The organism is Consotaella aegiceratis, assembly GCF_036541425.1.
In the GTDB taxonomy this organism is placed as follows: Bacteria; Pseudomonadota; Alphaproteobacteria; order Rhizobiales; family Rhizobiaceae; genus Consotaella; species Consotaella aegiceratis.
The window spans coordinates 1-22,439 of record NZ_JAZHFT010000058.1; the positions used below are offsets into that span (position 1 = coordinate 1).

Consider the following 22,439-nt stretch of genomic DNA (forward strand, 5'->3'; position numbering starts at 1 on the left):
TGGCTCAATCGCAATCGACGGCTTGCCAAGGACTTCGAGCAGACCATCGCATCTGCCAATGCATGGCTGTTCCTCGCCTCGGTCCAACTCCTCGCTCGCCGCGTCGCAAGGCTCGCTAATTCATCTGCTTAGTTTTGAATCGGACACTTAGGCGTCGGGCGCACGCCTCCGGCGACTTGGCCGCCCAGGCTTTTCAAATTTCCGATGAGTTCGTCCGTTGATATGCCCACAGGATGCTCGTCCCGAATCTAACTAACTACATCTTTAGCAAATGAATCACTGTATGTTCCGAATCTGACCATATTGCTAGCGGGGCTCAAAAGGACTTACGTCGCGGCCGCGGCATTCGCGACACAGACGGTTGTCGGGCTCTATGCTGGCGGCAAAAAGAACGGACTGTATGTCGGCTCTGGAGGTTACGCGATCGCCATGGGAACGACCGACAAGGGCGCCGAGCAGCCAATTCCCCCGCGCCGTTGACAATCCTCCGGGGCAGTTCCATGGTGCGCGTCAATCCGAGGGGTGTGCCGCTTGAGGCGCTGAGATGGCGTGATCGCCGAACCCTTGAACCTGATCCGGGTCATACCGGCGTAGGAACGGGATTTGCGCGCGCCACCTTTCCCCACACGGGCTTTTGATACGATCCGCCGCTGGCCGGCGGGCGCTTCGCGGCGTCCGGCGAAAGGGGCCGGGGCACGTCGTGTCGCGCTGACGGTCGCGCGCGGCGTTCTGGTGCTTCTGGTGATCTGGCAGGGGGCCGTCTGGCTGCTCGCGCCGCCGCATTTCCTGCTGCCGGCGCCGCTGGACGTCGCCGAAACGCTGATCGCGCGGCGCGACTTTCTGGCCCACCACGCGGCGCTCACCCTGGGCGAGATCGGTCTCGGGCTGATCTTTGGCTCGCTGGCCGGCATTCTGACCGCGCTGGTCGCCGCCGCCGTGCCCGGCGCTGCCGCGCTGGTGTGGCCGGCCGTGGTGGTCCTGCAGGCGCTGCCGGTGTTCGCGATCGCGCCGCTGCTCGTTCTCTGGTTCGGCTTCGGGCTCGCCTCCAAGGTGGTCATGGCCGGGCTGATCATCTTCTTTCCCGTGGCCTCGAACTTCGCCGACGGGCTGCGGCGCACCGAGCCGGAGATCCTGGAAGCCGCGGCGCTGTCGGGCGCCGGGCGCACCCGTATCCTCATTTCGATCCGCATCCCGCTGGCGCTGCCGGCGCTCGTCTCCGGCTTGCGCATCGCCGCGCCGCTGGCGCCGCTCGGCGCCGTCATCGGCGAGTGGGTCGGCGCCTCGGGCGGGCTCGGCTTCATCATGATCCAGGCGAACGCCCGGATGCAGACGGACATCCTCTTCGCCGCGCTGCTCATCCTGGCGGTTCTCACGCTCGCCCTGCGCTTTCTGGTCGACGAACTGGGCGGGCTTCTCGTCCCCTGGGCCAGGGAAGGCTGACCCGGATGCGACCCGCCCCATCGAACAACCACACTCCCGCCAAAGGACCTGTTGTCATGTTCCACCGTCTTGTCCTTGCCGTCGGCCTCGCGCTGGCCGGAGCCGCCGGGCCGGCCGCCGCGCAGCCGGCGGAGCTCGACCCTCTCACCGTGCTCCTGGAGTGGTACGTGAACCCCGACCACGCCCCGCTGGTGATCGCCAAGGAGAAGGGCTTCTTCGAGGACGAGGGGCTGGATGTCGAGCTGGTGGCGCCGTCCGACCCCTCCGCGCCGCCGCGCCTCGTCGCCGCCAAGCAGGCCGAGATCGCGGTGCACTATCAGCCGAACCTCTATCTCGACCGGGCGAGCGGCCTGCCGCTGAAGCGCTTCGGCACGCTGGTCGAGACGCCGCTCAACACGGTGATGACGCTCGCCGATGGCCCGGTGAAGAGCCTGGCGGATCTGAAGGGCAAGCGCGTCGGCTATTCCGTCTCGGGCTTCGAGGAAGTGATGCTGGGGCGGATGCTCGCTTCCGAAGGGCTGTCGCTCGACGATGTCGAGCTGGTCAACGTCAACTTCGCCCTGACGCCCTCGCTGATGGGCGACAAGGTGGACGCCACGGTCGGCGCCTTCCGCAATTTCGAGCTGACCCAGATGCGCATCGAGGGCGCCGAGGGTAAGGCCTTCTATCCGGAAGAGCACGGCGTGCCGGCCTATGACGAACTGATCTTCGTCACCCATGACGACCTCGTCGGCGACGACCGCCTGCCGCGCTTCCTGACGGCGGTGGAGCGCGGCGCGATCTGGCTCACCAACCATCCGGACGAAGCGTGGGCCACCTTCGTCGAGGCCTATCCGGACCTCGACGACGAGCTGAACCGCCAGGCCTTCACCGACACGCTGCCGCGCTTCGCCAAGCGGCCGGCGGCGCTGGATCGCGGCCGCTACGAGCGCTTCGGGGCCATGCTGGCGGAGGCGAAGCTGATCCCGCAAGCGCCGGCCGTCGACGACGTCGCGGTGGAACTGCCATGACCGCGCGAGCCTCGCTCGAAGACGCCGCCGGGCTGCTCGCCGCCGTGCGCGAGAGGGCGCCGCGCGTCCACTGCCTGACCAACAGCGTGGTACAGAAGTTTACCGCCGACGGCCTGACGGCGCTGGGCATCCACCCCTCGATGACCGGCAGCGAGGAGGAGGTGGCCGGCTTCGTCGCGAGCGCCGATGCGTTGCTGGTGAATCTGGGGACGCTGGATGCCCCGAGACGGGCGGCCATTCGGCTGGCGCTGACGGCGGCCGAGACGGCCGGCGTGCCCTGGACGCTCGATCCGGTCCATTGCGATCGCTCGCCCTCGCGCCTCGATTTCGCCAGCCGGCTCTTGGCGCGCGGGCCCGCCGTGGTGCGCGGCAACGCGGCCGAGATGGCGCTGATGCCGGGACCACCGGCAGGAACCGTGGCCATCACCACCGGAGCGCAGGACAGGCTCGCTCTGGACGGAAGGCGGCTGACGGTCGCCAACGGCCACCCGCTGATGGCGCAGGTCACCGGCACCGGCTGTCTGGGCGGCGCGCTGATCGCCGCATTCATGGCCGTGTCGTCCGATCGGCTGGGGGGCGCGGCGTCGGCTCTCCTCGTCTACGGCGTCGCGGCCGAGATGGCCGCCGAGACCGCGAAGGGGCCGGGCACCTTCGCGATCGCCCTTCTCGACGCATTGGCTGCGGTGCGGCCGTCCGACCTTCTTGAACGGGGGAGGCTCGTCGATGCCGAGCGTTGACTATCGTCTCAATGCCATCGTCGACACCGACGCGCTGGGCGCCGACAGCCTGGCGCAGCTGGCCCGGCAGGCCGCCGAGGGCGGGGCGACGCTGATCCAGTATCGCGACAAGCACGGCTCCACCCGCGAGATGATCGAGCGGGCGCGGGCGATCCTGGCCGCGCTGGACGGAACCGGCGTGCCGATGGTCGTCAACGACCGCGCGGACGTGGCCTTCGCGGCCGGTGCGGCGGGTGTTCATCTCGGCCGCGACGACATGGACGCCGAGACCGCCCGCAGGCTGCTGGGTCCCGGCGCGATCATCGGCGTCACCGTCAAGAGCGAGGACGATGCGGACAAGGCGATCGCCGCGCCGGCGGACTATACCTGTGTCGGCGGCGTGTTCGAGACCCTGTCCAAGCACAACCCCGACCCGCCGGTGGGGATCGACGGGCTGGAGCGGCTGGTCGCGAGGATCCGGTCTATCCGGCCGGACCTGCCGGTCGGCGCCATTGCCGGCATCGACCTCGGCCGCGTGCCCGCCGTGATCGCGGCTGGGGCGGACGGCGTCGCGGCGATCTCCGCGATCTTCAAGGCCGACGATGCGCGGGCCGCGACCACGGCGTTCCGCGAGGCGATCGACGCCGCGCTGACGAGGAAACGCTCATGACCGCCATCGCGCTCACCATCGCCGGGTCCGATTCCGGCGGCTGCGCCGGCATCCAGGCGGACCTGAAAACCTTTTCGGCGCTTGGCGTCTACGGCGCCAGCGTGATCACGGCGATCACCGCGCAGAACACGCTGGGCGTCGCCGACGTGGAAGTCCTGAGCCCGCGCATCGTCGCCGCGCAGATCGATACCGTGCTCTCCGATCTCGACGTCGGCGCGATCAAGATCGGCATGGCGGCCAGCGCTCCCGTCATCGAGGCGGTCGCCGGCAGGCTGGAACGGTTCGGTCGACAGGTCGTGCTCGATCCGGTGATGGTGGCGACCTCCGGCGATCGGCTGCTGCCCGACGATGCGGTTGAGGCGCTGCGCGACCTGCTGTTGCCGCGCGCGCTGCTGGCGACGCCGAACTTGCCAGAGGCGGCGATCCTCTCCGGCCGTCCGATTGCCGGGGACGAGGTCGAGATGGCGCGGCAGGCCGACATCATCCTGGCGGCGGGCGCCAGGGCCGTGCTGATCAAGGGCGGTCATCTGGGCGGCGCGGACAGCGTCGATCTGCTGTTCGACGGACACGGCGTTCGGCGCTTTGCGGCCCGCCGGGTGGCGACGACCCATGATCACGGCACTGGATGCACGCTGTCGGCGGCGATCGCCGCCGGTCTCGCCCGAGGGCTCTCGCTGGAGGACGCCGTCGAGGCGGCCAAGATGTATCTCACCGCGGCGCTGGACCACGCGGCCGAACTCGATGTCGGCGCGGGGCGGGGCCCGGTGCATCACTTCCATGCCTGGTGGCCCGGTGGATAGCGTTCTGGCGCGCGAGCCGATGTCCATCGCCGGGCGGCTTGCGATCGGCGTCGAGCGGGGTTGCCTCTTCGCGGTCGGAGGTCTGCTGGCAGCGCTTCTGGCCGTCGTGCTCGCGGCCGTCGGCGCGCGCTATCTGGCCGGCACCTCGATCCTCGGAGCGGACGAGGCGGCGCTCTGGCTGCACGGGGCGCTGGTCTTTTTCGGGCTGCCGCTGATCTCGAACCGAGCGCAGGCGATGCGCCTCGATCTTCTGACGGCGTCGGCCTCCCCGCGTCTTCGAAGCGTCGTCGACACTCTCGCCGACGCGGTGGCGGTCCATGCCGTCCTCGTGCTCGCCTCCGGCGCGCTGACCGTCATGCAGGGCATCGGCGGCCGGTCGGTGGCGCTGGGCCTGCCGGAGGCCTGGCGCTTTGCCCCGGTCGTCGCGGGCGCCGCCGCAACCCTGCTCTTGATGCTGCTCCACGCCGTCCGCGACGAGCGGTCCGCAGCCGGGCTTTTGGCGATTGCGCTCGGCTGCGGCCTCTATTGGTTTTCGCAGATCGGTTCCGTGCTGCCGATCGCCCGACCGAGCCTTTTGGCCGGCGGCTTCGCGCTCGTCGCGCTTGTCCTGGGCGCGCCGCTGCCGCATGCGCTGATCGCGGGCGCCTCGTTCGCGATCCCCTTCGGCAGCCTGCTGCCCGAGCCGGCCATCGCCCAGAACGCCATGGCGGGAATCCAGAAATTCCTGCTTCTGGCCGTGCCCTTCTTCCTGCTGGCGGGATCGCTCATGACGGCCGGCGGTCTGGCGGACCGGCTGGTGCGCTTTGCCGCGAGCCTGGTCGGCCATTGGCGCGGCGGCATGGCGCAGACCACGCTCGTCACCAACCTGATGATCTCCGGCCTCTCGGGCTCGTCCATTGCCGACGCCGCCTTCGGCGCCAAGGTGTTGGCGCCGGGTCTGGTCAAGGCCGACTATGCGCCCGAGAAGGCCGCGGCGATCGTCGCGGCGACCGCCGTGCTGCCCAACATCGTGCCGCCGTCGGTGGCCTTTCTGATCCTGGCGCTGGCGACCGATCTTTCGGTAGCCGCTCTGTTCGCCGGGGGGCTGGTCGCCGGATTGCTGCTGGCCGGGCTTCTGGCTGTTGGGCTGCATCTCGCCTCGCGCACCGTGCCGGGCGGACCGCGTGCGGAGCCAAGCGAGCGAGGCGCGGCTTTCACCCGCGCACTGCCGGCGCTCGGGCTGGTGTTCGTCATCGTCGGCGGCATCCGCTTCGGCATCGTCACGACCACCGAGGCGGCGGCGATGGCGGCGGCTTATGCCTTGGTCGTCGCTCTTGTCGGCGGCAGGGGGCGGGGCGTCGCGGCCGCCTTTGCCGAGGCCGGTCGGGAAGCCGCCTCCGTCGGCCTGCTCATTGCCAGCGCAGCGCCGCTGGCCTTCCTGCTCGCCATCGACGATGTCGGCGGCTTGATCCAAGGGTTGTTCGGCGGCCTTGCTCATCCGCTGGCGGTGCTTCTCCTCGCCAATTTCGTGCTTCTAGCTGTCGGCGCGATCCTCGATATCGGCGCCGCGATCCTGCTGTTTGCGCCGCTGTTGATGCCGGTGGCGACCGGCATCGGCATCGACCCGGTGCTCTTCGGCATCGTGCTCGTGGTCAACCTGATGATCGGCGGCCTGACGCCGCCTGTCGGCATTCTCGTCTATGTCGCCGCGCGCCTGTCCGGCGTGCCGGCGTTCCGCGTCTTCCGCGCCGTACTGCCGCTCGTGGCCTGGCTTCTGGCCGGGCTCGGCATCCTCACCGTCTTTGCCGCCTGGCGCGTCCCGTGACACCGCTTCGAAAGGAGACCGCATCCATGCCGATCACCCGCCGCCATTTCACCGCGCTGGCCGTCGCCGGCGCCATGACCAGTCTCGCGCGCTCCGCATCGGCCGCGCCGCGCACCGTCACCGTCGCCTCGCTGCTCGGCGAGGACAAGCCGGAGACGCGGATCTGGCACCACATCCGCGACCGGGTGGAGGAGCGCCTGCCGGGCCGTTTTTCCTTCCGCATCGTCGCCAACGCCGCTCTCGGCGGCGAAAAGGAGGTGGCGGAGGGCATCCGTCTCGGCTCGATCCAGGCAAGCCTGTCCACCCTGTCGGCGCTCTCGACCTGGGTGCCGGAAACCCAACTGTTCGACCTGCCATTCCTGTTCGACGACGCCGACCACCTGATGCGCACCGCCAAGGGCAAGAGCGGGCAGGCAATCCAAGGCAAGCTTGCCGAACAGGGCTTTGTCGCGCCGGGCTTCATCATCTATGGCGCTCGGCATCTTTTGACCAAGACGCCGGTGCGCCGGCCGGAGGAGATGGAAGGCGTGCGCATCCGCGTCATCCAGAGCCCGCTGCATCAGCTGCTGTGGAGCGCTTACGGAGCCAACCCGACGGCCATTCCCATCCCCGAGACCTACAACGCGCTCGCCAACGGCGTGGTCGACGCGATGGACCTGACGAAGTCGGCCTATGCCGGGTTCCATCTCTATGAGGTGGTGCCGTGCCTGACCGAGACCGCCCACATCTGGGCGGCGGGCGTCGTCTATTTCTCGGCGGCGTTCTGGAACGGTCTGACGGAGGAGGAGCAGGAGGTTCTCTCTGCTGCTGCGGAAGAGGGCGCGGCACTCTTCTACGAGATGATCAAGGACGACGAGGCGCGCTCCATGGAGCTGGCGAGGAAAGCCGGCGGCGAGGTGGTCCAGCCGGAGGACCGCGAGGCCTGGGTGGCCGGTGCGCGCAAGGTCTGGAAGACGGTCGCCCCCGACCTCGGCGGCCTGGAGCGCATCGAGGCGATCCACAGGGAGGGGTGACATGGGGCGGCCGGAGCGCCGACGATCGTTGCGCCTTTGTCTCCCGTGTCAAAGCGTGGGAGCCGACGCTTCCCAGTGTCGCGAGAACGACCAAACTCGAACCGTCCAGCGACCGCCACGAGCCCGAGAGGGTGGATGGCGGACGTAGCGGCTTAGATCGGACACGCTCGGCTCAGTACTCGCCTCGGCGCGCGCTTCTCGGATCATCGACCGACCGCTCGCGATAGATATCTCCTGCCCGCGCTTTGGCGCGCCAGGGCCGCGCCTTGTTCAGCGGCACATCATAGGCCGGATTATCACGGTCGAGGGTCGCCACGGCAAAACCAAATTCCGCCACGGCTGGACAGGCCGCCGAAACCACGCCATCCGGTCCGACAATGCCGGCGGGGCCTTTGTGCGCATTCTGCGCGACCGTGGCGCCGGCGATCCAAATGCAGTTCAATCCCGCATGCGCGCGCATTGCGATCTGGAAATGCTCCGGCATGCCGTAGGAGGCGAAGAGCACGGCATCGACGCCCATCTCTTCGTATTCGGCAAAAATCTCCGGAAACTGCGACTCGATGCAGATTGCACAGCCGAACCGGTAGCCGCCGATCGCGAAGGTGATTGGCTCTGAGCCCGGAGTGTACCAGCCGCTGACCTCGCTGTGTGAGAGCAACCGCTTATCATAGCGCGTCTGCAACGCCCCGGAAGGCGAGAACACATATAGGCTGTTGTGCGGCCGCGGCGTCACGGTGAGCCGATGCGCGCCGCCCACGACGGCGGCTATGCCACGCTGCCCGCAAAGCGCGGCAATGTCGCGCAGTTCGGCCTCCTGCGCCGCCCAATCGAACGACGCCCAGTCATCGGGACTGGCGATCTGCGCCTTCGCATAACCCGAAAGCGCGCCTTCGCAAAAGACGATCAGCTGCACGCCGCCGGCAGCCGCGTCGGTGATCATCTGGCGAATGGTTGCGGCGTTGGCCCGCACATCTCTCGAAACAACGGTTTGCGCGGCGGCGATCTTCAAGACTGATCCTCTTGGCGGTGATTCCTTACACGAGCAGGGTCGTCGTAAAGGCTGCGGCCAGCAACGGAAAAGACGCTAGGGAAATCAGTACGGCACACCTTTCGAAGGTTACCTTAGTCGTCCATTAGACACGGCCCGAACGTCGGCAATGGGTCGAAAGCTACTCGGCGGGGCGGATCATTCGACTTGAGCCGTCGATGACGACACGAGAACTTGCCTTGGCCGGCCATGCGGCTCAACCCACGATGATGATGTGGAGCGCGCGGGGGCCGTGCGCGCCGATCAGCAGCGTTTGCTCGATGTCGGCGGAGCGCGAGGGACCGGTTACCAAATTCACCGAGCGCGGCATCAGGCCGTCGCCGTAGGCGGCGCGCAGCTTCGGCCAGATCGCTTCCATGGCGCCTTCGACGTCCCGAGCGGCCAGCGCCACGATGTGGTTGTCGGGCAGATAGTTGAGGCCGGTCGGGTTGTTTGGCCCCGACAGGAGCACGAGCGTACCGCTTTCCGCCACCGCCCCGTCGGCGTGCGACAGCGCGTTGAGATCGGAGCCGTCCGTCGCGCCCGTGGTGATGGCGAGGGCGGTTCTGTCGAAGGGCGCATCGGCGAAGCGCGGATCACCGCTCATCTTCAGTTCCGCCGGCAGGTTGTTGCGGCGCAGCCAGTCGGTCACCGCCTCGGGCAGGGCATCGCAGCTTTCGATGCGCTCCGTCGTGGCGCTCGCTTTCTCGGCCATGGCGCGGAAGAGGGCGATCCGATCTTCCAGCGGCAGCTGGCCGCGCGCCGGGACGACGCCCTGCGGATGACCCGACAGGCGCTCCGCAACCGCGCGGCGGCGCGCCTCGTCGGCACCGTCGCCGCCGCCATTGGCGCGGCGGATGCGGCTCAGGATCGCGGCGCCGGCCTCTCGCCTCTCGGTCATCGGGCGGCTCCCGCGTCGCGCCGGGCATTCCACTGCTGCATGAAGGTTTTGCCCTCGGGCGCCGGCAGGTCGCGCCATTTGGTCCAGCCATGGGCGAGCGGCAGCGCGGCGAAGCGCCGCTTCCTGCCCGCGAGCTTGGCGAGCAGGGGCATGACCAGCGAAACGCCCATCCGGTAGAGCTTCGGGCGCCGCGCCGCGAAGGCCCAGGCGCCGAGGCCCCAGCGCATGGTCTTGGGCTGCAGATGGCGCTCGAACTCGCGCTCGCGCCAGTGCCGCATCATCTTCGGCAACGGGATGCGGACCGGACAGACCTCCTCGCAGCGCCCACAGAAGGACGAGGCGTTGGGCAGATGGCCGGCCTTGTCGACGCCGATGAGGGACGGGGTGAGCACCGCACCCATCGGTCCCGGATAGACCCAGCCGTAGGAATGGCCGCCGACGCTCTGGTAGACCGGGCAATGGTTCATGCAGGCACCGCAGCGGATGCAGCGCAGCATATCCTCGAACTCAGTGCCGAGCATCGATGAGCGGCCGTTGTCGAGGAGCACGACGTGGAACTCCTCCGGCCCGTCGGGGTCGTCGGACCGTTTCGGACCGGTGGCGTAGGTCGTGTAGACCGACATGTCCTGGCCGGTCGCCGAACGGGCGAGAACGCGCAGAAGCGCGGCCGAATCCTCCAGCGTCGGCACCACCTTCTCGATCGAGGCGAGCACCACGTGGCACTTGCCGAGAAGCTGGGTCAGGTCGGCATTGCCCTCGTTGGTGACGATCACCACGGAGCCGGTCTCGGCCACCAGGAAATTGGCGCCTGTCAGCCCGAGATCCGCCTCGCCGTAGCGCCGCCGCAGGATCTGCCGCGCCTCGGCCAGCATGGAGCGCGGATCGGAAAGATCGCGGTTCGGATCGAGAGCTGTGTGGACGCGGCGGAAATCCTCCTCGATCTGGTCCCGGTTCACATGGATCGCCGGCGCGATGATGTGGCTGGGATGCTCGCCGCGCAGCTGGATGATGTATTCGCCGAGATCGGTCTCGATCGGCTGGATGCCGTTTTGCTCGAAGAAATCGTTGAGTTCGATCTCCTCGGAGATCATCGACTTCGACTTGGTGACGGTCCTGGCATTCCGCTTGCGGGCCAGTTCCAGGATGATGCGGCGCGCGGCCTCCGCGTCCTCGGCCCAGTGAATTACGCCGCCGGCCTCTTCGACCTTTTGGGTGAAGGCCTCCAGATAGAGGTCGAGGTGCTTCAGCGTGTGGGACTTGATCGCCACCGCCGCGTCGCGCAGCGCATCGAACTCCGGCAGAGCCTCGGCCGCCTTGGCGCGCTTGTCGATGAAGCCGAGCGGCACATGGGCGAGCGCGCGCTGCAGCGCGGCGTCGGCCAGCGCCTGCGTCGTGTTGGCCTTGAAGGTCGGCGAGGTGATCTGCATGAGGCTAGCGTGCGTCCTTCGCCGGGGTCATCTGTCGGCTTCCTCGTCGAGCGCGCGCCCATAGATGGCCGCGTCCTCCTCGGAGAAGCAGCAGAGCACGATGCGCGAAAAACCGCCAGCCTCGGCGGCCGAAAGCGCGACCGAGGCGGCGATCTCCGCCGCCTTGTCCTTCGGAAAACCGTAAACGCCGGTGGAGATCGCCGGAAAGGCGATGGAGTGCACGTCGTTGTCGCGGGCGAGCGCGAAGCTGTTGCGATAGGCGCTTTCCAGCAGCGCTTCCTCGCCGTGCTGGCCGCCGCGCCAGACCGGCCCGACGGTGTGGATGACATGGGCCGCCGGCAGGTCGTAGCCTTTGGTGATGCGGGCGTCCCCGGTCGGGCAGCCGCCGAGCGTGCGGCATTCTTCCAGAAGCTTCGGCCCGGCGGCGCGATGAATCGCGCCGTCGACCCCACCGCCCCCGAGCAGGCTCTCATTGGCCGCGTTGACGATGGCGTCGACCTCGAGAGTGGTGATGTCGCCTTGGATCACCTCGATGTCGGTATCGTGCCAGGAAAGGGATGTCATAGCTTGCCTCCGATCGGCGGGGTATCGAGCATGCCGGCCAGCACTTCGGCCACATGCCGCGTCTCGACCGGCAGGCGATCGCGTTTCAGCTTGCCGTCGATGTTCATCAGGCAGCCGAGATCGCCGGCGAGCAGCATGTCGGCGCCGCTGGCCTGGACGTTTCGCGCCTTTTTCTCGACCATGGCGTTGGAGATGTCCGGATATTTGACGCAGAACGTGCCACCGAAGCCGCAGCACACCTCGGTGTCGGCCATTTCCTTGAGCGTCAGTCCCTCCACGCTGGCCAGCAGCTGGCGCGGCTGCGCCTTGACGCCCAGTCCGCGCAGGCTGGAGCAGGAATCGTGATAGGTGACGGTCGCCTTCACCTCGGCCTCGACCGCGGTGACGCCGCGCACGTCGGTGAGGAAGCTCACCAGCTCGTAGACCTTGTCGGCGAAGGCGTTGGCGCGGCCTTCCCACTGCGGGTCGCCGGCAAAGAGCTGCGGATAGTCCTTCTTCATCGTGCCGCCGCAAGACCCGGACGGCGCGACGACGTAGTCATACTGTTCGAAGAGGGCGATCACCTGCTTGGCGATTGCCCGGGTGTCGGCACGATCGCCGGAATTGTAGGCCGGCTGGCCGCAGCAGGTCTGGCCCTCCGGCACCTCGACGCGGCAACCGGCATCTTCCAGCAGCTTGATCGCGGCAAAGCCGACGGTCGGACGGAACAGGTCCACCAGGCAGGTGACGAACAGGCCGACCCGCGGGCGGTCGGCCGCATGTCCAAGCCCAACCGCTCCGCTTTCAGAATTCATGACGCCACTCCACCTGCGCTTCCTCCCGGCCGACCGCAGCCGGCCATCGTGCGGGTGCACCATACTGCCCCATGAAAGGCAAGGCCAATTCCCGATCATCGCGCGGGGCCGGCGTTCGACGAAAAGCGGGCGCCGATCGCCGATCGTTCCTAGCCGAAAAACGGCATTGCCGTATCGACACGATCTGTGGTTGAATTTTACGTCAGGGGAGGTGACCAGGACAATGAAGCATAACTGGATGCCGCTGGTGGCGACCGCTCTGCCTATTTTTGCTGCCTCTGGTTGCGTCAGTGAAGGAGTATCGACACCTCAGGTTCAGAGTGACGAGGGCCAGACGCCTTGGCTTACCGAGTATGAGCTAAGCCGTTTCGTCGAGAGCCGGATGCAGGGCGGTAAAGCCTACGCCACTGCCATCGACTGCGAAGAGCGGTCGGCAAGCTCCATTCTGTTCAAATTGACTGTCGTGCCATTCTCGGGGCCGCCGCCGTTTTATCGTTGGCTTTGGGTGTTCGGAGAAACGACCAAACTGGATCATATCATCGCCGACATTCCCCTGAGCGGGGAAACGCAGAACCCTTATCGAATCGTGAACAGCAACACATTCACCGATCACGCAGGCGTGCAGATGACCTGCGCAATTATCTATCGGTAGACATCACGCCGGTGCCGGCGGGCACTCGGGACCGAATGATGATACCCAAGGAGAAAGACCAGCAATAACAATCGGCAAGGATCGATGCGTGAATCGAATTGTCAGCGCCGTGGGCAATCGGCCAACCATTTGATCAGGTTTCGAGCCGAATGGTCGCGACGGGCCGCAAGCCCTTGTCGGGACTCGCGATCATCCGCATGTCCTCCGGGCCGTTGCGTCCTGCGCAGAGCAAGGCCGGTGCAGCCGGTCTTCATGATCCCCATGGCTTCGTGATAGGAGCGGGCGCCGGCGCCCGGACGAGGCGTCTTCAGTCGGGACGTGCGTATGACGACGATCGAGCTTCGCTCGGTTCATCATCGCTTCGAGGACCACGAGGTGCTGCGCGGCCTCGACCTGAAGCTCAGCGAACGCCGCATCGGCGTGGTCGGATCGAACGGGTCTGGCAAGAGCACGTTCGCCCGGCTGCTCAACGGGCTGCTGGCGCCGTCGAGCGGCACGGTACTGGTCGACGGACTGGACACGGCGCGGTCGGCCAAGGCCGTGCGTCGCAAGGTCGGTTTCGTCTTCCAGAACCCGGACAACCAGATCGTCTTTCCGATCGTCGAGGAGGACGTCGCCTTCGGGCTGAAAGGACAAAAGCTGCCGCGCGGGGAGCGCGAGGCGCTGGTCGACGACGTTCTCGCGCTCTACGGGTTGGAGCATCTGCGCCACCACGCCTCGCACACGCTGTCGGGCGGCGAAAAGCAGCTCCTGGCGCTGGCCGGTGTGCTGGTCACCCGGCCGGACTGCATCGTCTTCGACGAGCCGACGACGCTGCTCGACCTGCGCAATGCCCGCAAGGTCGCGGGCGTCATTCGCGCGCTCGAGCAGTCGGCGGTCGTCGTGACCCACGATCTGTCGCTGATCAAGGACTTCGACCGGGTGCTGGTGTTCGACGAGGGGCGGGTGGTCGTCGACGACAGCCCGTCGGCAGCGCTCTCCGCCTATGTGGAGCGGATGCGGTGATCGCCGCGCCTCGGCCCGGTGCCGCGTCCCATTCGGTCGTCCACCGCCTGCCGCTGGGCTGGAAGCTGCTCGCGGTCGCCGTGGCCGGGACCGGGCTGATGCTCGTGGACGACTGGCGGATCATGGCCGCGGCGCTCGCCGTCGTGTGTCTGTTTTATGGTCTGGCAGGCTTGACCTGGCGCGACGGCCTGCGTCAGCTGCGGCCGCTGGCCTGGGTTCTCGCGGTGCTGTTCGTCGTTCAGACGCTTCTGCAATCCTGGGCGCTCGGCGTCCTGGTGGTGCTTCGGATCGCGGTCCTGGTGCTTCTTGCCGCGCTGGTGACGCTCACCACGCGCAGCGACGCGCTGATCGCGGCGATCGAAAAGGCGCTGGCGCCGTTCGCGCGTTTGGGTGTGAATCCAGCCAAGGTGGGGCTGGCATTTTCCCTGGCGCTTCGCTTTATTCCGGTGATCGGTGAACAGGCGAGACAGATCCGAGAAGCCCAGCAGGCGCGCGGCCTCGGCAGTCGACCCTTGGCGATGGTCCTGCCGCTGATCGTGCGCACCTTGAAGACGGCGAGCGACGTCGCCGATGCCATCGAAGCCCGCTCGGCGGGCGACGAGGGCGACGGCGTCACGGAGCACGCTTCCCGGTCTCCCGATCCCGGTTCCAGGAGTTTGTCATGTTCCGATCCGAAACCACGACCCGCGACATCGTCTATATCGCGCTTTTCGCTGCGCTGATGGCGGCGCTCGCGATCTTCCCGCCACTCCATATTCCGCTGTTGGGCGTGCCCATCACGGCGCAGTCGCTGGGGCCGATGCTGGCCGGCGCCATTCTGGGCGCGAAGCGCGGCGCGCTGTCCATGCTCTTGTTCGTGGCGCTGGTCGCCGTCGGCTTGCCGCTTCTGCCGGGCGGCCGCGGTGGGCTGGGGATCTTCGCCGGGCCGACCGCGGGCTTCATCCTGGGATGGATCGTGGCGGCGGGCGTGACCGGCGCGCTGCATGAATGGGGCTGGCGCCAGCTCAGCGTGGTTTCGTCCTTTGCCTATTCGGTGATCGGTGGCATCCTCGTGCTCTATGCGATCGGGATTCCCTGGGTGGCGGTGAATGCCCATCTGTCGCTCTGGCAGGCGACCACCGGCTCCGCCGCCTTCATTCCGGGCGACCTCGTCAAGGCCGGCATGGCGGCGATCGTCGCGGTTGCCATCAAGCGCAGCTATCCGCTGATCCACCAGCCCGCCTAAGCGCCGTCCGTCAGATCAGCGTGTCGGCCAGAACGAAAAGAGCCAGGGCCGCCAGCGTCGGCAGCAGCGTGCCGCCGCGCCAGGCGGCCAGGCCGAAGGCGACGCCGACGCACATGAGCGCGATCACCGGGCCGGCGAGCGGCGGCCCGGTGAAGCTCGCCTGGCCGGCCTTCAGCGCCCCGGTGGCGACGATGCCGCCGAGCACACCGTAGCCGGCCCGTTCGAAGAAGGCACGCGTCCGTTCGCCCGACAGCGCGTTACCCAGGATCAGCGGGGCCAGCCGCACCGCCAAGGTGCCGAAGCCGCCACCGAAGACGATGGCCCAGATCTGCCATTGCGGGAGCATCGCCTCATGCATCGTGCCGTCCCTTGCGCTCGACCAGAAAGCTGACGGCCGCTATGACGAGCGGCACGACGAGCAGCGTCAAACTGCCCAGAAATGGCGCGGCCAAGGGCACCAGGATCGCCCCGGCCGCCGCATTGGCCATCAAAGTGCGATGGCGCACCATGCGGGCGATCAGCGTCGCGAAATAGACCGGGATGATGGCCGACAGCGCCAGACCGATGGCGGCCGGGACGATCCCCGCGAGCCCGTGGCCGAGGAGCGCGCCGATCACCGCCGAGCTGGTGCAGATCGTGGTGACGAGGGCGCAGTAGAAGACGGGGCGCTGCGGCACCCGGTCGCTCATCAGGCGCGGCAGAACCACGGCAAACGAGCCGGCCGTGATCAGGCTGATGGCAGGGGCACTGCGAAGGCGCCCGACATCGGGCAGTCGCGCCAGGACGGAGGCGGTCAGCACGGCAAAACGCAGATTGACGACGATCACCGTCATGATGGCGGCGAGCCACAGGCCGCTCGACGCGCCGCCGCTGGCCATCATCTGCGCTGCCGCGGCCTGGGCCGGACCCGATACCGTCAACGCCGTCATCAACCCCGTCTGGAGCGCGCTCAAGCCGCCCTCGGCACTGAACTGACCGACCCCCATGAACATGGCCATGATGGTGACGACCACCGAACTGGCGTCGGCAAGAACGAGGCGCAGGGTTTTCATGAACTGACGATTCTGGAGCGGCGCACGGAAGGCCGATCGAACACGATCCGGTCGATGCCGGCAAGCGGCTCCGCTCCGTTCGCGAAGGCTCCGGTGCGGCGGATGAGGCAATCGAGCGCGTCCTCCGACCACTGAGGCGGCGTGCCGCACCGCCTTTTTCGGGTCGTGTCGACTAAATTTAAGGCAGTTAAAACAAGTGAATGATTTATAAGCAAAAAATTGCTTTTCGGTCCCGCTTCGGGGCAGGGAATTGTGTGACGATTTGATGGCTGCTCGTTGGTGTCGCTTATTAATGTGGCAAGCTGCCTATATAGTTATCATAATAAATGAAAGATTGCATAGTACATATGCAGTCTTAAATTCGGTCCTTTGTGTAACGTTCTTGACGACCGGAGATTTTCCGAAAAGGATGACTCCATCTTTCAGGAGGCTTCCTTGGATCTTCCGATATCGATCAGGTGTATGCGTGCAGGTGCGTGACGGCGTTCCATCTGGGCGATGGTCTATCCTTCGCTCGACGATGGAAGGGCAAGACAAGGCTGTCGGGGGCGCAACGGTCTCTGGGCCTTTGCGACGGATAGTCTCCCGGAAGCCCGAGGCTTCTCGGTATATTGGCCGCGGTCGCGAACGGCAATCGTGACGCGAGTATCGATCCGTGCCGCCGAACCGTTCGGTGCGATTTCCTATCCCGTAAAATAGAGGGTTCATGCCAAAGGCGGTCGTTACCTATGTCCGCGTCGTCGATCGGTTCAATCGGTGGGTCGGCAAGGCGGCGATGTACTTGATCTTCGCGATGATGGGCGTTCTCCTTTATTCATCGGTTGCGCAAGCCTTCTTCATCCCGCCGGCCTGGACGCTCGAAACGGCGCAGTTCCTCATGGTCGCCTATTTCCTGCTGGGCGGCGCCTACGCGCTTCAGACAGGCGACCATGTCCGCATGGACCTTCTCTATGGACGCTGGTCGCCGCGGACGCGCGCCGCGGTCGACCTGGTGACGGCCCTTTTCCTGATCTTCTTCCTGATCATGCTGCTTTGGGGCGGCATCTCCAGCACCCAGTACGCGCTGCAATACGGCGAGCGCAGCTATTCGGCCTGGGCGCCGTACATGGCGCCGATCAAGATCGTCATGGTGATCGGTATTGTCCTCACTCTGCTTCAGGCGATCGCGGCCTTTTTCAAGGACCTGGCGCTGGTGCTCGGGGAGCCGCTGCCGTGAGCTACGAACTCATCGCTCTTCTGATGTTCGCCTCGATGATGGTGATGCTGCTCACTGGGCAGCGCGTCTTCGGCGCCATCGGCTTCGTCGCGGCGGCGGCGGCCCTGCTCTTGTGGGGCGACGGCGGCTCCGAAATGGCCTTCAGCGCGGCCATGAAGCTGATGAAATGGTATCCGTTGCTGACGCTGCCGCTCTTCATCTTCATGGGCTACATGCTGTCGGAATCGGGCATCGCCGACGATCTCTACCGCATGTTCCATGTCTGGATGGGGCCGCTGCACGGCGGCCTCGCGATCGGCACGATCGGTCTGATGGTGATCGTGTCGGCGATGAACGGACTCTCCGTCGCCGGCATGGCGATCGGCGCCAGCATCGCGCTGCCCGAACTCCTGCGACGCGGCTACGACAAGGTGATGGTCACCGGCGTGATCCAGGCCGGCAGCTCGCTCGGCATTCTGGTGCCGCCCAGCGTCGTGCTGGTGCTCTACGGCATGATCGCGCGCCAGCCGGTCTCACAGCTCTGGCTGGCCGGTGTCTTTCCGGGCCTGCTGATGGCCGGGCTGTTCGTTCTTTACATCGTCGTGCGGTGCTGGCTCAAACCCGAGATGGGACCCGCCCTGCCCAAGGAGGAGCGGCAGGTCGGCTGGGGCGAGAAGATCAAGCTGCTGCGCGCCGGCATCATCCCGCTCGTGATCTTCTTCTTCATGACCGGGCTCTTCCTGATGGGCATCACCAGCCTGGTCGAGAGTTCGGCCGTGGGCGCCGTGTCGGCGACGATCGCCGCCCTGGTGCGCGGCCGGCTGACGGCCAAGGTGATGCACGACACCGTCGAGAAGTCGCTCGGCGTCAGCTGCATGTTCATGTGGATCATCCTGGCGGCGCTCTGCTTCGGCGCGGTCTTCGACGGCCTGGGCGCGGTGCGGGCGATCGAGTCGCTGTTCCTCGACAAGTGGGGCCTCGGCCCGTGGGAAATCCTCATCATGATGCAGATCTCCTACATCATCATGGGCATGTTTCTCGACGACACCGCGATGCTGGTCATCGTCGCGCCGCTCTACATTCCGCTGGTCGGAGAATTGGGCTTCGATCTCATCTGGTATGGCGTGCTTTATACGATCACCTGCCAGATCGCCTACATGACTCCGCCCTTCGGATACAATCTCTTCCTGATGAAGGCGATGGCTCCGCCGGAGGTTTCTCTCAGCGATATCTATCGATCGATCGTGCCGTTCGTGATCGTCATGGTCCTGGCATTGGCGATCGTCACGGCTTTTCCACAGATCGCCCTGTGGCTTCCCCAACAATACTACGGATGACCTCCCCGCAGGAAACGGTTTCAACCTCGAGCCAAGGAGCGACAGCATGACGAACCGACGCAAATTTCTGAAGACGGCCGGTATCGCCGGGGTGGCCGGGGCCTCCTCGTTGGCGGCGCCGCACGTCAAGGCCCAGTCGCCGATCCGCTGGCGGCTCCAGACCTATGCCGGCCCGGCGCTGGCGGAACACGTCATCAAGCCTTCGATCGACGCCTTCAACAAGGCGGCCAACGGCGAGATGGAGATCGAGCTCTATACGTCCGATCAGCTGGTGCCGACGGGCGAGCTGTTCCGCGCCATGCAGCGCGGCACGATCGATGCCGTGCAGAGCGACGACGACTCGATCGCGGCGCCGGTCGACGTGTCGGTGTTCGGCGGCTATTTCCCCTTCGCCTCGCGTTACAGCCTCGATGTGCCGACGCTCTTCTACCAGTACGGTCTGAAGGAAATCTGGGAAGAAGCCTATAGCGAGGTCGAGAACGTCACTTGGTTGTCGGCCGGATCCTGGGATCCCTGCAACTTCGCCACCAAGCAGCCGATCCGCAGCCTGGAAGATCTCAAGGGCAAGCGCGTCTTCACGTTCCCCACGGCCGGCCGCTTCCTTCAGCGCTTCGGGGTCGTTCCCGTGACGCTGCCCTGGGAGGACGTCGAAGTGGCGCTGCAGACCGGCGAGCTCGACGGCATCACCTGGTCGGGCATCACCGAGGACTATACGGTCGGTTGGGCCGACGTCACCGACTACTATCTGACCAACAACATTTCCGGCGCATGGATCGGCTCCTATTTCGCCAACACCGAGCGTTGGAATGAGGTGCCGGAGCATTTGCAGACGCTGTTCCGCATGTCGATGGACATGTCGCACTACCACCGCCAGTATTGGTATTGGTGGGGCGAAGCGCATTACCGCACCACCGGCGGCAAGATGGAACTCACCTCGATTCCCGAATCCGAATGGGACAAGGTCGAGGAGGAGGGGCTGAAGTTCTGGGATGAGATCGCCGCCCAGAGCGACCGCAACGCGCGTGTCGTCAAGATCCTCAAGGAGTATCGTGAGACCATGCGCAAGGCCGGCCCGCCCTACCGCTACGGCGGCGCCTGATCGTAGCGGATCGGTTAAGCTGGGCGCGACGCGCCGTCCGCGATAGAACGCGGAGGCCGTCCGCCCGGCCGGTTCGCCGCGTGGCGGGCGGCGGATGTCCCGGCGTCGGCCTGAAAAAAGGAGACCGGCATGACCGCGCCTGCCGATCTGAAGCAACTCATGGCCTGGGCGAGCCCGGCGCGCTCCGGCGATTTCCTGGCCGAGGTCGCTGCCGAAAGCCAGGAGGCGCGGGTCAAGGCGCAGCGGCGCCTGGCCGAGGTGACGCTCAAGGACATCCTGGAAACGCCGCTGATCGATCCGGACGAGGACGATGTCAGCCGGCTGATCCTGGAGCAGCATGACGGCGAAGCCTTTGCGCCCATTGCCGGCTGGTCGGTCGGCGAATTCCGCGAGTGGCTGCTGTCGGAAGCCGCGACGCCCAAGGCGATCGCCGACCTGAAATGGGCCTTGACGCCGGAGATGGTCGCCGCCGTCTCGAAAATCTGTCGCAACCAGGACCTGATCGCCATCGCCCGGAAACGGCCGGTCGTCACCGCCTTTCGCACCACGGTCGGCCTGCCGGGCCGGCTGTCGGTGCGCATCCAGCCGAACCACCCGACGGACGATGCGAAGGGCGTGGCCGCCTCGATCCTCGATGGCCTGCTCTTCGGCTGCGGTGATGCGGTAATCGGCATCAATCCGGCGACCGACAGTCTGGAGTCGATGGTCGAGTTGCTGGACCTCATCGAGACGCTGCGGCTCAGGCTCGATTGCCCGATGCAATCCTGTGTGCTCGCCCACGTGACCACCGCCATGGAAGCGATGGAGCGCAAGGCGCCGGTCGATCTCGTCTTCCAGTCGATCGCGGGATCGCAGAAGGCGAACGCGTCGTTCGGCATTACGCTGTCCATGCTCGCCGAGGCGACGCAGGCGGCCACCGAAATGAGGCGCGGCACGGTCGGCCAGAACGCCATGTATTTCGAGACGGGGCAGGGGGCGGCGCTGTCGGCCGACGCCCATTTCGGCATCGACCAGCAGACCATGGAGGCGCGCGCCTACGCCGTGGCACGGGCTTTCGACCCGCTGCTGGTCAACACCGTCGTCGGCTTCATCGGCCCGGAATATCTCTACGACGGCAAGGAGATCATTCGGGCCGGGCTGGAGGACCATTTCTGCGGCAAGCTGCTTGGCGTGCCGATGGGCGTCGACGTCTGCTACACCAACCATGCCAAGGCCGACCAGGACGACATGGACACGCTGCTGACCCTGCTCGGCGTGGCGGGGTGCAACTACATCATGGGCGTTCCTGGCAGCGACGACATCATGCTGAACTACCAGTCGACATCCTACCACGACGCCGCCTATCTCCGGCAGGTTCTCGGCCTGCGCGCCGCCCCGGAGTTCGAGGTGTGGCTCCAGACGGTCGGCATCTTCAACGAGGCGGGCAGCCTGCTGCCACCGGGCGAGGCGCGGTCGGGCGACCTGCTGTCGCGTTCGAAATGGCTGGAGAGCGTCTGACCATGGCCGACGACAAGCCCGCCGTCCCGGCCCATCCGCTGTCGCCGTTGCGCCGTCACACCGAGGCCCGGATCGGTCTCGGCCGCTTCGGCGCCGGCCTGCCGACCGCCGCCCATCTCGACTTCGCCGAGGCGCATGCCAAGGCGCGCGACGCCGTGCACACCGCCTTCGACGTCGATGACGTGGCCGAGCGACTGTCGCGGCAAGGCTTGCCGAGCGTCAGGGTCCGCAGCGAGGTTCCCGACCGGGCCACCTATCTGCGCCGGCCCGACCTCGGCCGGCGGTTGGCGGAGGACTCGCGCGTTGAGCTGGCGGCGATCAAGGAAGGACCGTTCGACCTCGTGATCGTCATCGCCGACGGCCTGTCGGCGCGCGCGGTCAACCTCTATGCGGCGGAGACGGCGGCGGCAGTCGTCCAGCATCTGCCGGCGGACTGGCGCTTCGCGCCGGTGGTGATCGCCGAACAGGGGCGGGTGGCGCTGTCGGACCCGATCGGCGAGGCGCTGCGGGCCGAGGCGGCCCTGATGCTGATCGGCGAGCGCCCGGGCCTGTCGGCGTCCGACAGCCTCGGCGCCTATCTCACCCACGCGCCGAAGCCGGGGCGCAGCGACGCCGAGCGCAACTGCGTGTCGAACATCCGCGCGGGCGGCTTCAAGCCGGACCTTGCCGCGGCGAAGATCGCCGACTTGGCGATGCGCGCCAAGGTGCAGCAGATCAGCGGCGTGCGCCTCAGGGAAGCGCCGAATTCGTTGGCCGAGGGTGGCAAGCCCGACTGATCAGCGCAAAAATTGCGAAATCGCTCAATTGTTTGAGGGAAATCTCGCATAAGTTGAATCGAATGCGATTGCTCGTGCTCCTTGGTGGCGATCCTGCGCTAGAGCGGGATGGGATTAGGTTGGACCATATCCTGAGTTGACGAGGTAGTCACCCGTGAAGAATTGGGAAGCCCTTGAAAAGGCTTCCGGATCATGGTTGGCGAAGAATTCCCTTTTGCAGGATTGAGCCATTTTTGGGCTGATAAACTTGCAAATTGCGTTGGCGCTGCGGGCGTGATTCACTGGTTCCCGGATCGGTGATCGGGGAGCTTTTCGATGCGTCCGAAGGAGCGGCGGGACAGCGGGCAGAGCGATCTGTTCCGGGCTCGGCTTGATCAGATCGTCGACCCGCACCACGCGCTGGTCCGGCTCGGGCGGGCGATCGACTGGCGCTTT

General features: G+C 66.5%; 23 protein-coding genes, 1 pseudogene and 1 riboswitch. Of the genes and pseudogenes, 17 read left to right on the forward strand and 7 right to left on the reverse strand.

Annotated features, from left to right (window positions below; all coding sequences use genetic code 11):
- The 8 genes and pseudogenes from SMD10_RS22825 to SMD10_RS22860 form a co-directional block, all read left to right on the forward strand.
- Nucleotides 1-132 (forward strand): annotated as a pseudogene (locus SMD10_RS22825) (IS5/IS1182 family transposase); the annotation flags it as partial.
- A 376-nt stretch (nucleotides 133-508) separates the two neighbouring features.
- Nucleotides 509-614: riboswitch (TPP riboswitch) on the forward strand.
- A 94-nt stretch (nucleotides 615-708) separates the two neighbouring features.
- Nucleotides 709-1,440 (forward strand): ABC transporter permease, encoded by a 732-nt coding sequence (locus SMD10_RS22830; RefSeq protein WP_331688073.1) that lies wholly within the window; start codon nucleotides 709-711, stop codon nucleotides 1,438-1,440.
- A gap of 56 nt (nucleotides 1,441-1,496) precedes the next feature.
- Nucleotides 1,497-2,450: an ABC transporter substrate-binding protein gene (locus SMD10_RS22835; protein WP_331688052.1), complete on the forward strand. Its 954-nt coding sequence runs from the start codon at nucleotides 1,497-1,499 to the stop codon at nucleotides 2,448-2,450.
- On the forward strand, nucleotides 2,447-3,187 hold the full coding sequence (locus SMD10_RS22840) for a hydroxyethylthiazole kinase (protein ID WP_331688053.1): 741 nt from the start codon (nucleotides 2,447-2,449) through the stop codon (nucleotides 3,185-3,187). The genes SMD10_RS22835 and SMD10_RS22840 overlap by 4 nt, the downstream gene beginning before the upstream one ends.
- A complete protein-coding gene (gene thiE / locus SMD10_RS22845) occupies nucleotides 3,174-3,836 on the forward strand; it encodes a thiamine phosphate synthase (RefSeq protein WP_331688054.1) in 663 nt (220 codons plus the stop codon). The genes SMD10_RS22840 and thiE overlap by 14 nt, the downstream gene beginning before the upstream one ends.
- Entirely contained in the window at nucleotides 3,833-4,636 is an 804-nt protein-coding gene (thiD, locus tag SMD10_RS22850) for a bifunctional hydroxymethylpyrimidine kinase/phosphomethylpyrimidine kinase (protein ID WP_331688055.1), read from the forward strand. Before thiE ends, thiD begins: the two co-directional genes overlap by 4 nt.
- On the forward strand, nucleotides 4,629-6,440 hold the full coding sequence (locus SMD10_RS22855; RefSeq protein WP_331688056.1) for a TRAP transporter large permease: 1,812 nt from the start codon (nucleotides 4,629-4,631) through the stop codon (nucleotides 6,438-6,440). Before thiD ends, SMD10_RS22855 begins: the two co-directional genes overlap by 8 nt.
- Before the next feature lie 26 nt (nucleotides 6,441-6,466).
- Nucleotides 6,467-7,453, forward strand: a complete 987-nt coding sequence (locus SMD10_RS22860) for a TRAP transporter substrate-binding protein (RefSeq protein WP_432757304.1) — start codon at nucleotides 6,467-6,469, stop codon at nucleotides 7,451-7,453.
- Nucleotides 7,454-7,625: 172 nt separating this feature from the next.
- Here the strand turns inward: SMD10_RS22860 and SMD10_RS22865 are convergent, their stop codons facing one another.
- From SMD10_RS22865 to SMD10_RS22885, 5 genes are all read right to left on the reverse strand, one after another.
- On the reverse strand, nucleotides 7,626-8,462 hold the full coding sequence (locus SMD10_RS22865; protein ID WP_331688057.1) for a carbon-nitrogen hydrolase family protein: 837 nt from the start codon (nucleotides 8,460-8,462) through the stop codon (nucleotides 7,626-7,628).
- 235 nt (nucleotides 8,463-8,697) lie between these two features.
- Nucleotides 8,698-9,381 (reverse strand): LutC/YkgG family protein, encoded by a 684-nt coding sequence (locus tag SMD10_RS22870; protein ID WP_331688058.1) that lies wholly within the window; start codon nucleotides 9,379-9,381, stop codon nucleotides 8,698-8,700.
- Nucleotides 9,378-10,808 (reverse strand): LutB/LldF family L-lactate oxidation iron-sulfur protein, encoded by a 1,431-nt coding sequence (locus SMD10_RS22875; protein WP_331688059.1) that lies wholly within the window; start codon nucleotides 10,806-10,808, stop codon nucleotides 9,378-9,380. Before SMD10_RS22875 ends, SMD10_RS22870 begins: the two co-directional genes overlap by 4 nt.
- A gap of 27 nt (nucleotides 10,809-10,835) precedes the next feature.
- Nucleotides 10,836-11,372, reverse strand: a complete 537-nt coding sequence (locus SMD10_RS22880; RefSeq protein ID WP_331688060.1) for an O-acetyl-ADP-ribose deacetylase — start codon at nucleotides 11,370-11,372, stop codon at nucleotides 10,836-10,838.
- Nucleotides 11,369-12,166 (reverse strand): (Fe-S)-binding protein, encoded by a 798-nt coding sequence (locus SMD10_RS22885; protein ID WP_331688061.1) that lies wholly within the window; start codon nucleotides 12,164-12,166, stop codon nucleotides 11,369-11,371. Before SMD10_RS22885 ends, SMD10_RS22880 begins: the two co-directional genes overlap by 4 nt.
- Nucleotides 12,167-12,389: 223 nt before the next feature.
- Here SMD10_RS22885 and SMD10_RS22890 point away from each other — a divergent pair, with 223 nt between their 5' ends.
- From SMD10_RS22890 to SMD10_RS22905, 4 genes are all read left to right on the forward strand, one after another.
- On the forward strand, nucleotides 12,390-12,818 hold the full coding sequence (locus SMD10_RS22890; RefSeq protein WP_331688062.1) for a hypothetical protein: 429 nt from the start codon (nucleotides 12,390-12,392) through the stop codon (nucleotides 12,816-12,818).
- Between the two features lie 324 nt (nucleotides 12,819-13,142).
- Nucleotides 13,143-13,823 (forward strand): energy-coupling factor ABC transporter ATP-binding protein, encoded by a 681-nt coding sequence (locus tag SMD10_RS22895; protein WP_331688063.1) that lies wholly within the window; start codon nucleotides 13,143-13,145, stop codon nucleotides 13,821-13,823.
- Nucleotides 13,820-14,545: an energy-coupling factor transporter transmembrane component T family protein gene (locus SMD10_RS22900; protein ID WP_331688064.1), complete on the forward strand. Its 726-nt coding sequence runs from the start codon at nucleotides 13,820-13,822 to the stop codon at nucleotides 14,543-14,545. The genes SMD10_RS22895 and SMD10_RS22900 overlap by 4 nt, the downstream gene beginning before the upstream one ends.
- A complete protein-coding gene (locus SMD10_RS22905) occupies nucleotides 14,485-15,048 on the forward strand; it encodes a biotin transporter BioY (RefSeq protein WP_331688065.1) in 564 nt (187 codons plus the stop codon). The genes SMD10_RS22900 and SMD10_RS22905 overlap by 61 nt, the downstream gene beginning before the upstream one ends.
- 10 nt (nucleotides 15,049-15,058) lie before the next feature.
- Here SMD10_RS22905 and SMD10_RS22910 read toward each other — a convergent pair whose 3' ends face one another.
- Both SMD10_RS22910 and SMD10_RS22915 read right to left on the reverse strand, forming a co-directional pair.
- Nucleotides 15,059-15,406 (reverse strand): AzlD domain-containing protein, encoded by a 348-nt coding sequence (locus SMD10_RS22910; protein WP_331688066.1) that lies wholly within the window; start codon nucleotides 15,404-15,406, stop codon nucleotides 15,059-15,061.
- Nucleotides 15,399-16,100, reverse strand: a complete 702-nt coding sequence (locus tag SMD10_RS22915) for an AzlC family ABC transporter permease (RefSeq protein ID WP_331688067.1) — start codon at nucleotides 16,098-16,100, stop codon at nucleotides 15,399-15,401. Before SMD10_RS22915 ends, SMD10_RS22910 begins: the two co-directional genes overlap by 8 nt.
- Before the next feature lie 706 nt (nucleotides 16,101-16,806).
- On the opposite strand from SMD10_RS22915, the gene SMD10_RS22920 reads away from it, so the two are divergent.
- The 5 genes from SMD10_RS22920 to eutC all read left to right on the forward strand — a co-directional run bounded on the left by SMD10_RS22920 (nucleotide 16,807) and on the right by eutC (nucleotide 22,004).
- A complete protein-coding gene (locus tag SMD10_RS22920) occupies nucleotides 16,807-17,316 on the forward strand; it encodes a TRAP transporter small permease subunit (protein ID WP_331688068.1) in 510 nt (169 codons plus the stop codon).
- On the forward strand, nucleotides 17,313-18,632 hold the full coding sequence (locus tag SMD10_RS22925) for a TRAP transporter large permease (RefSeq protein WP_331688069.1): 1,320 nt from the start codon (nucleotides 17,313-17,315) through the stop codon (nucleotides 18,630-18,632). Before SMD10_RS22920 ends, SMD10_RS22925 begins: the two co-directional genes overlap by 4 nt.
- A gap of 46 nt (nucleotides 18,633-18,678) precedes the next feature.
- A complete protein-coding gene (locus SMD10_RS22930; RefSeq protein ID WP_331688070.1) occupies nucleotides 18,679-19,731 on the forward strand; it encodes a TRAP transporter substrate-binding protein in 1,053 nt (350 codons plus the stop codon).
- Nucleotides 19,732-19,860: 129 nt separating this feature from the next.
- Nucleotides 19,861-21,228: an ethanolamine ammonia-lyase subunit EutB gene (locus SMD10_RS22935; RefSeq protein WP_331688071.1), complete on the forward strand. Its 1,368-nt coding sequence runs from the start codon at nucleotides 19,861-19,863 to the stop codon at nucleotides 21,226-21,228.
- Nucleotides 21,229-21,230: 2 nt separating this feature from the next.
- Nucleotides 21,231-22,004, forward strand: a complete 774-nt coding sequence (gene eutC / locus SMD10_RS22940) for an ethanolamine ammonia-lyase subunit EutC (protein ID WP_331688072.1) — start codon at nucleotides 21,231-21,233, stop codon at nucleotides 22,002-22,004.
- The last annotated feature ends 435 nt before the right edge of the window (nucleotides 22,005-22,439 follow it).

Bases quoted from the DNA above. Each gene is read 5' to 3' on its own strand.
- SMD10_RS22835 (WP_331688052.1), top strand. From the start codon at position 1,497: ATGTTCCACCGTCTTGTCCTTGCCGTCGGCCTCGCGCTGGCCGGAGCC.
- SMD10_RS22840 (WP_331688053.1), top strand. From the start codon at position 2,447: ATGACCGCGCGAGCCTCGCTCGAAGACGCCGCCGGGCTGCTCGCCGCC.
- thiE (WP_331688054.1), top strand. From the start codon at position 3,174: ATGCCGAGCGTTGACTATCGTCTCAATGCCATCGTCGACACCGACGCG.
- thiD (WP_331688055.1), top strand. From the start codon at position 3,833: ATGACCGCCATCGCGCTCACCATCGCCGGGTCCGATTCCGGCGGCTGC.
- SMD10_RS22860 (WP_432757304.1), top strand. From the start codon at position 6,467: ATGCCGATCACCCGCCGCCATTTCACCGCGCTGGCCGTCGCCGGCGCC.
- SMD10_RS22870 (WP_331688058.1), bottom strand. From the start codon at position 9,381: ATGACCGAGAGGCGAGAGGCCGGCGCCGCGATCCTGAGCCGCATCCGC.
- SMD10_RS22875 (WP_331688059.1), bottom strand. From the start codon at position 10,808: ATGCAGATCACCTCGCCGACCTTCAAGGCCAACACGACGCAGGCGCTG.
- SMD10_RS22880 (WP_331688060.1), bottom strand. From the start codon at position 11,372: ATGACATCCCTTTCCTGGCACGATACCGACATCGAGGTGATCCAAGGC.
- SMD10_RS22885 (WP_331688061.1), bottom strand. From the start codon at position 12,166: ATGAATTCTGAAAGCGGAGCGGTTGGGCTTGGACATGCGGCCGACCGC.
- SMD10_RS22890 (WP_331688062.1), top strand. From the start codon at position 12,390: ATGAAGCATAACTGGATGCCGCTGGTGGCGACCGCTCTGCCTATTTTT.
- SMD10_RS22895 (WP_331688063.1), top strand. From the start codon at position 13,143: ATGACGACGATCGAGCTTCGCTCGGTTCATCATCGCTTCGAGGACCAC.
- SMD10_RS22905 (WP_331688065.1), top strand. From the start codon at position 14,485: ATGTTCCGATCCGAAACCACGACCCGCGACATCGTCTATATCGCGCTT.
- SMD10_RS22910 (WP_331688066.1), bottom strand. From the start codon at position 15,406: ATGCATGAGGCGATGCTCCCGCAATGGCAGATCTGGGCCATCGTCTTC.
- SMD10_RS22915 (WP_331688067.1), bottom strand. From the start codon at position 16,100: ATGAAAACCCTGCGCCTCGTTCTTGCCGACGCCAGTTCGGTGGTCGTC.
- SMD10_RS22920 (WP_331688068.1), top strand. From the start codon at position 16,807: ATGCCAAAGGCGGTCGTTACCTATGTCCGCGTCGTCGATCGGTTCAAT.
- SMD10_RS22930 (WP_331688070.1), top strand. From the start codon at position 18,679: ATGACGAACCGACGCAAATTTCTGAAGACGGCCGGTATCGCCGGGGTG.
- SMD10_RS22935 (WP_331688071.1), top strand. From the start codon at position 19,861: ATGACCGCGCCTGCCGATCTGAAGCAACTCATGGCCTGGGCGAGCCCG.
- eutC (WP_331688072.1), top strand. From the start codon at position 21,231: ATGGCCGACGACAAGCCCGCCGTCCCGGCCCATCCGCTGTCGCCGTTG.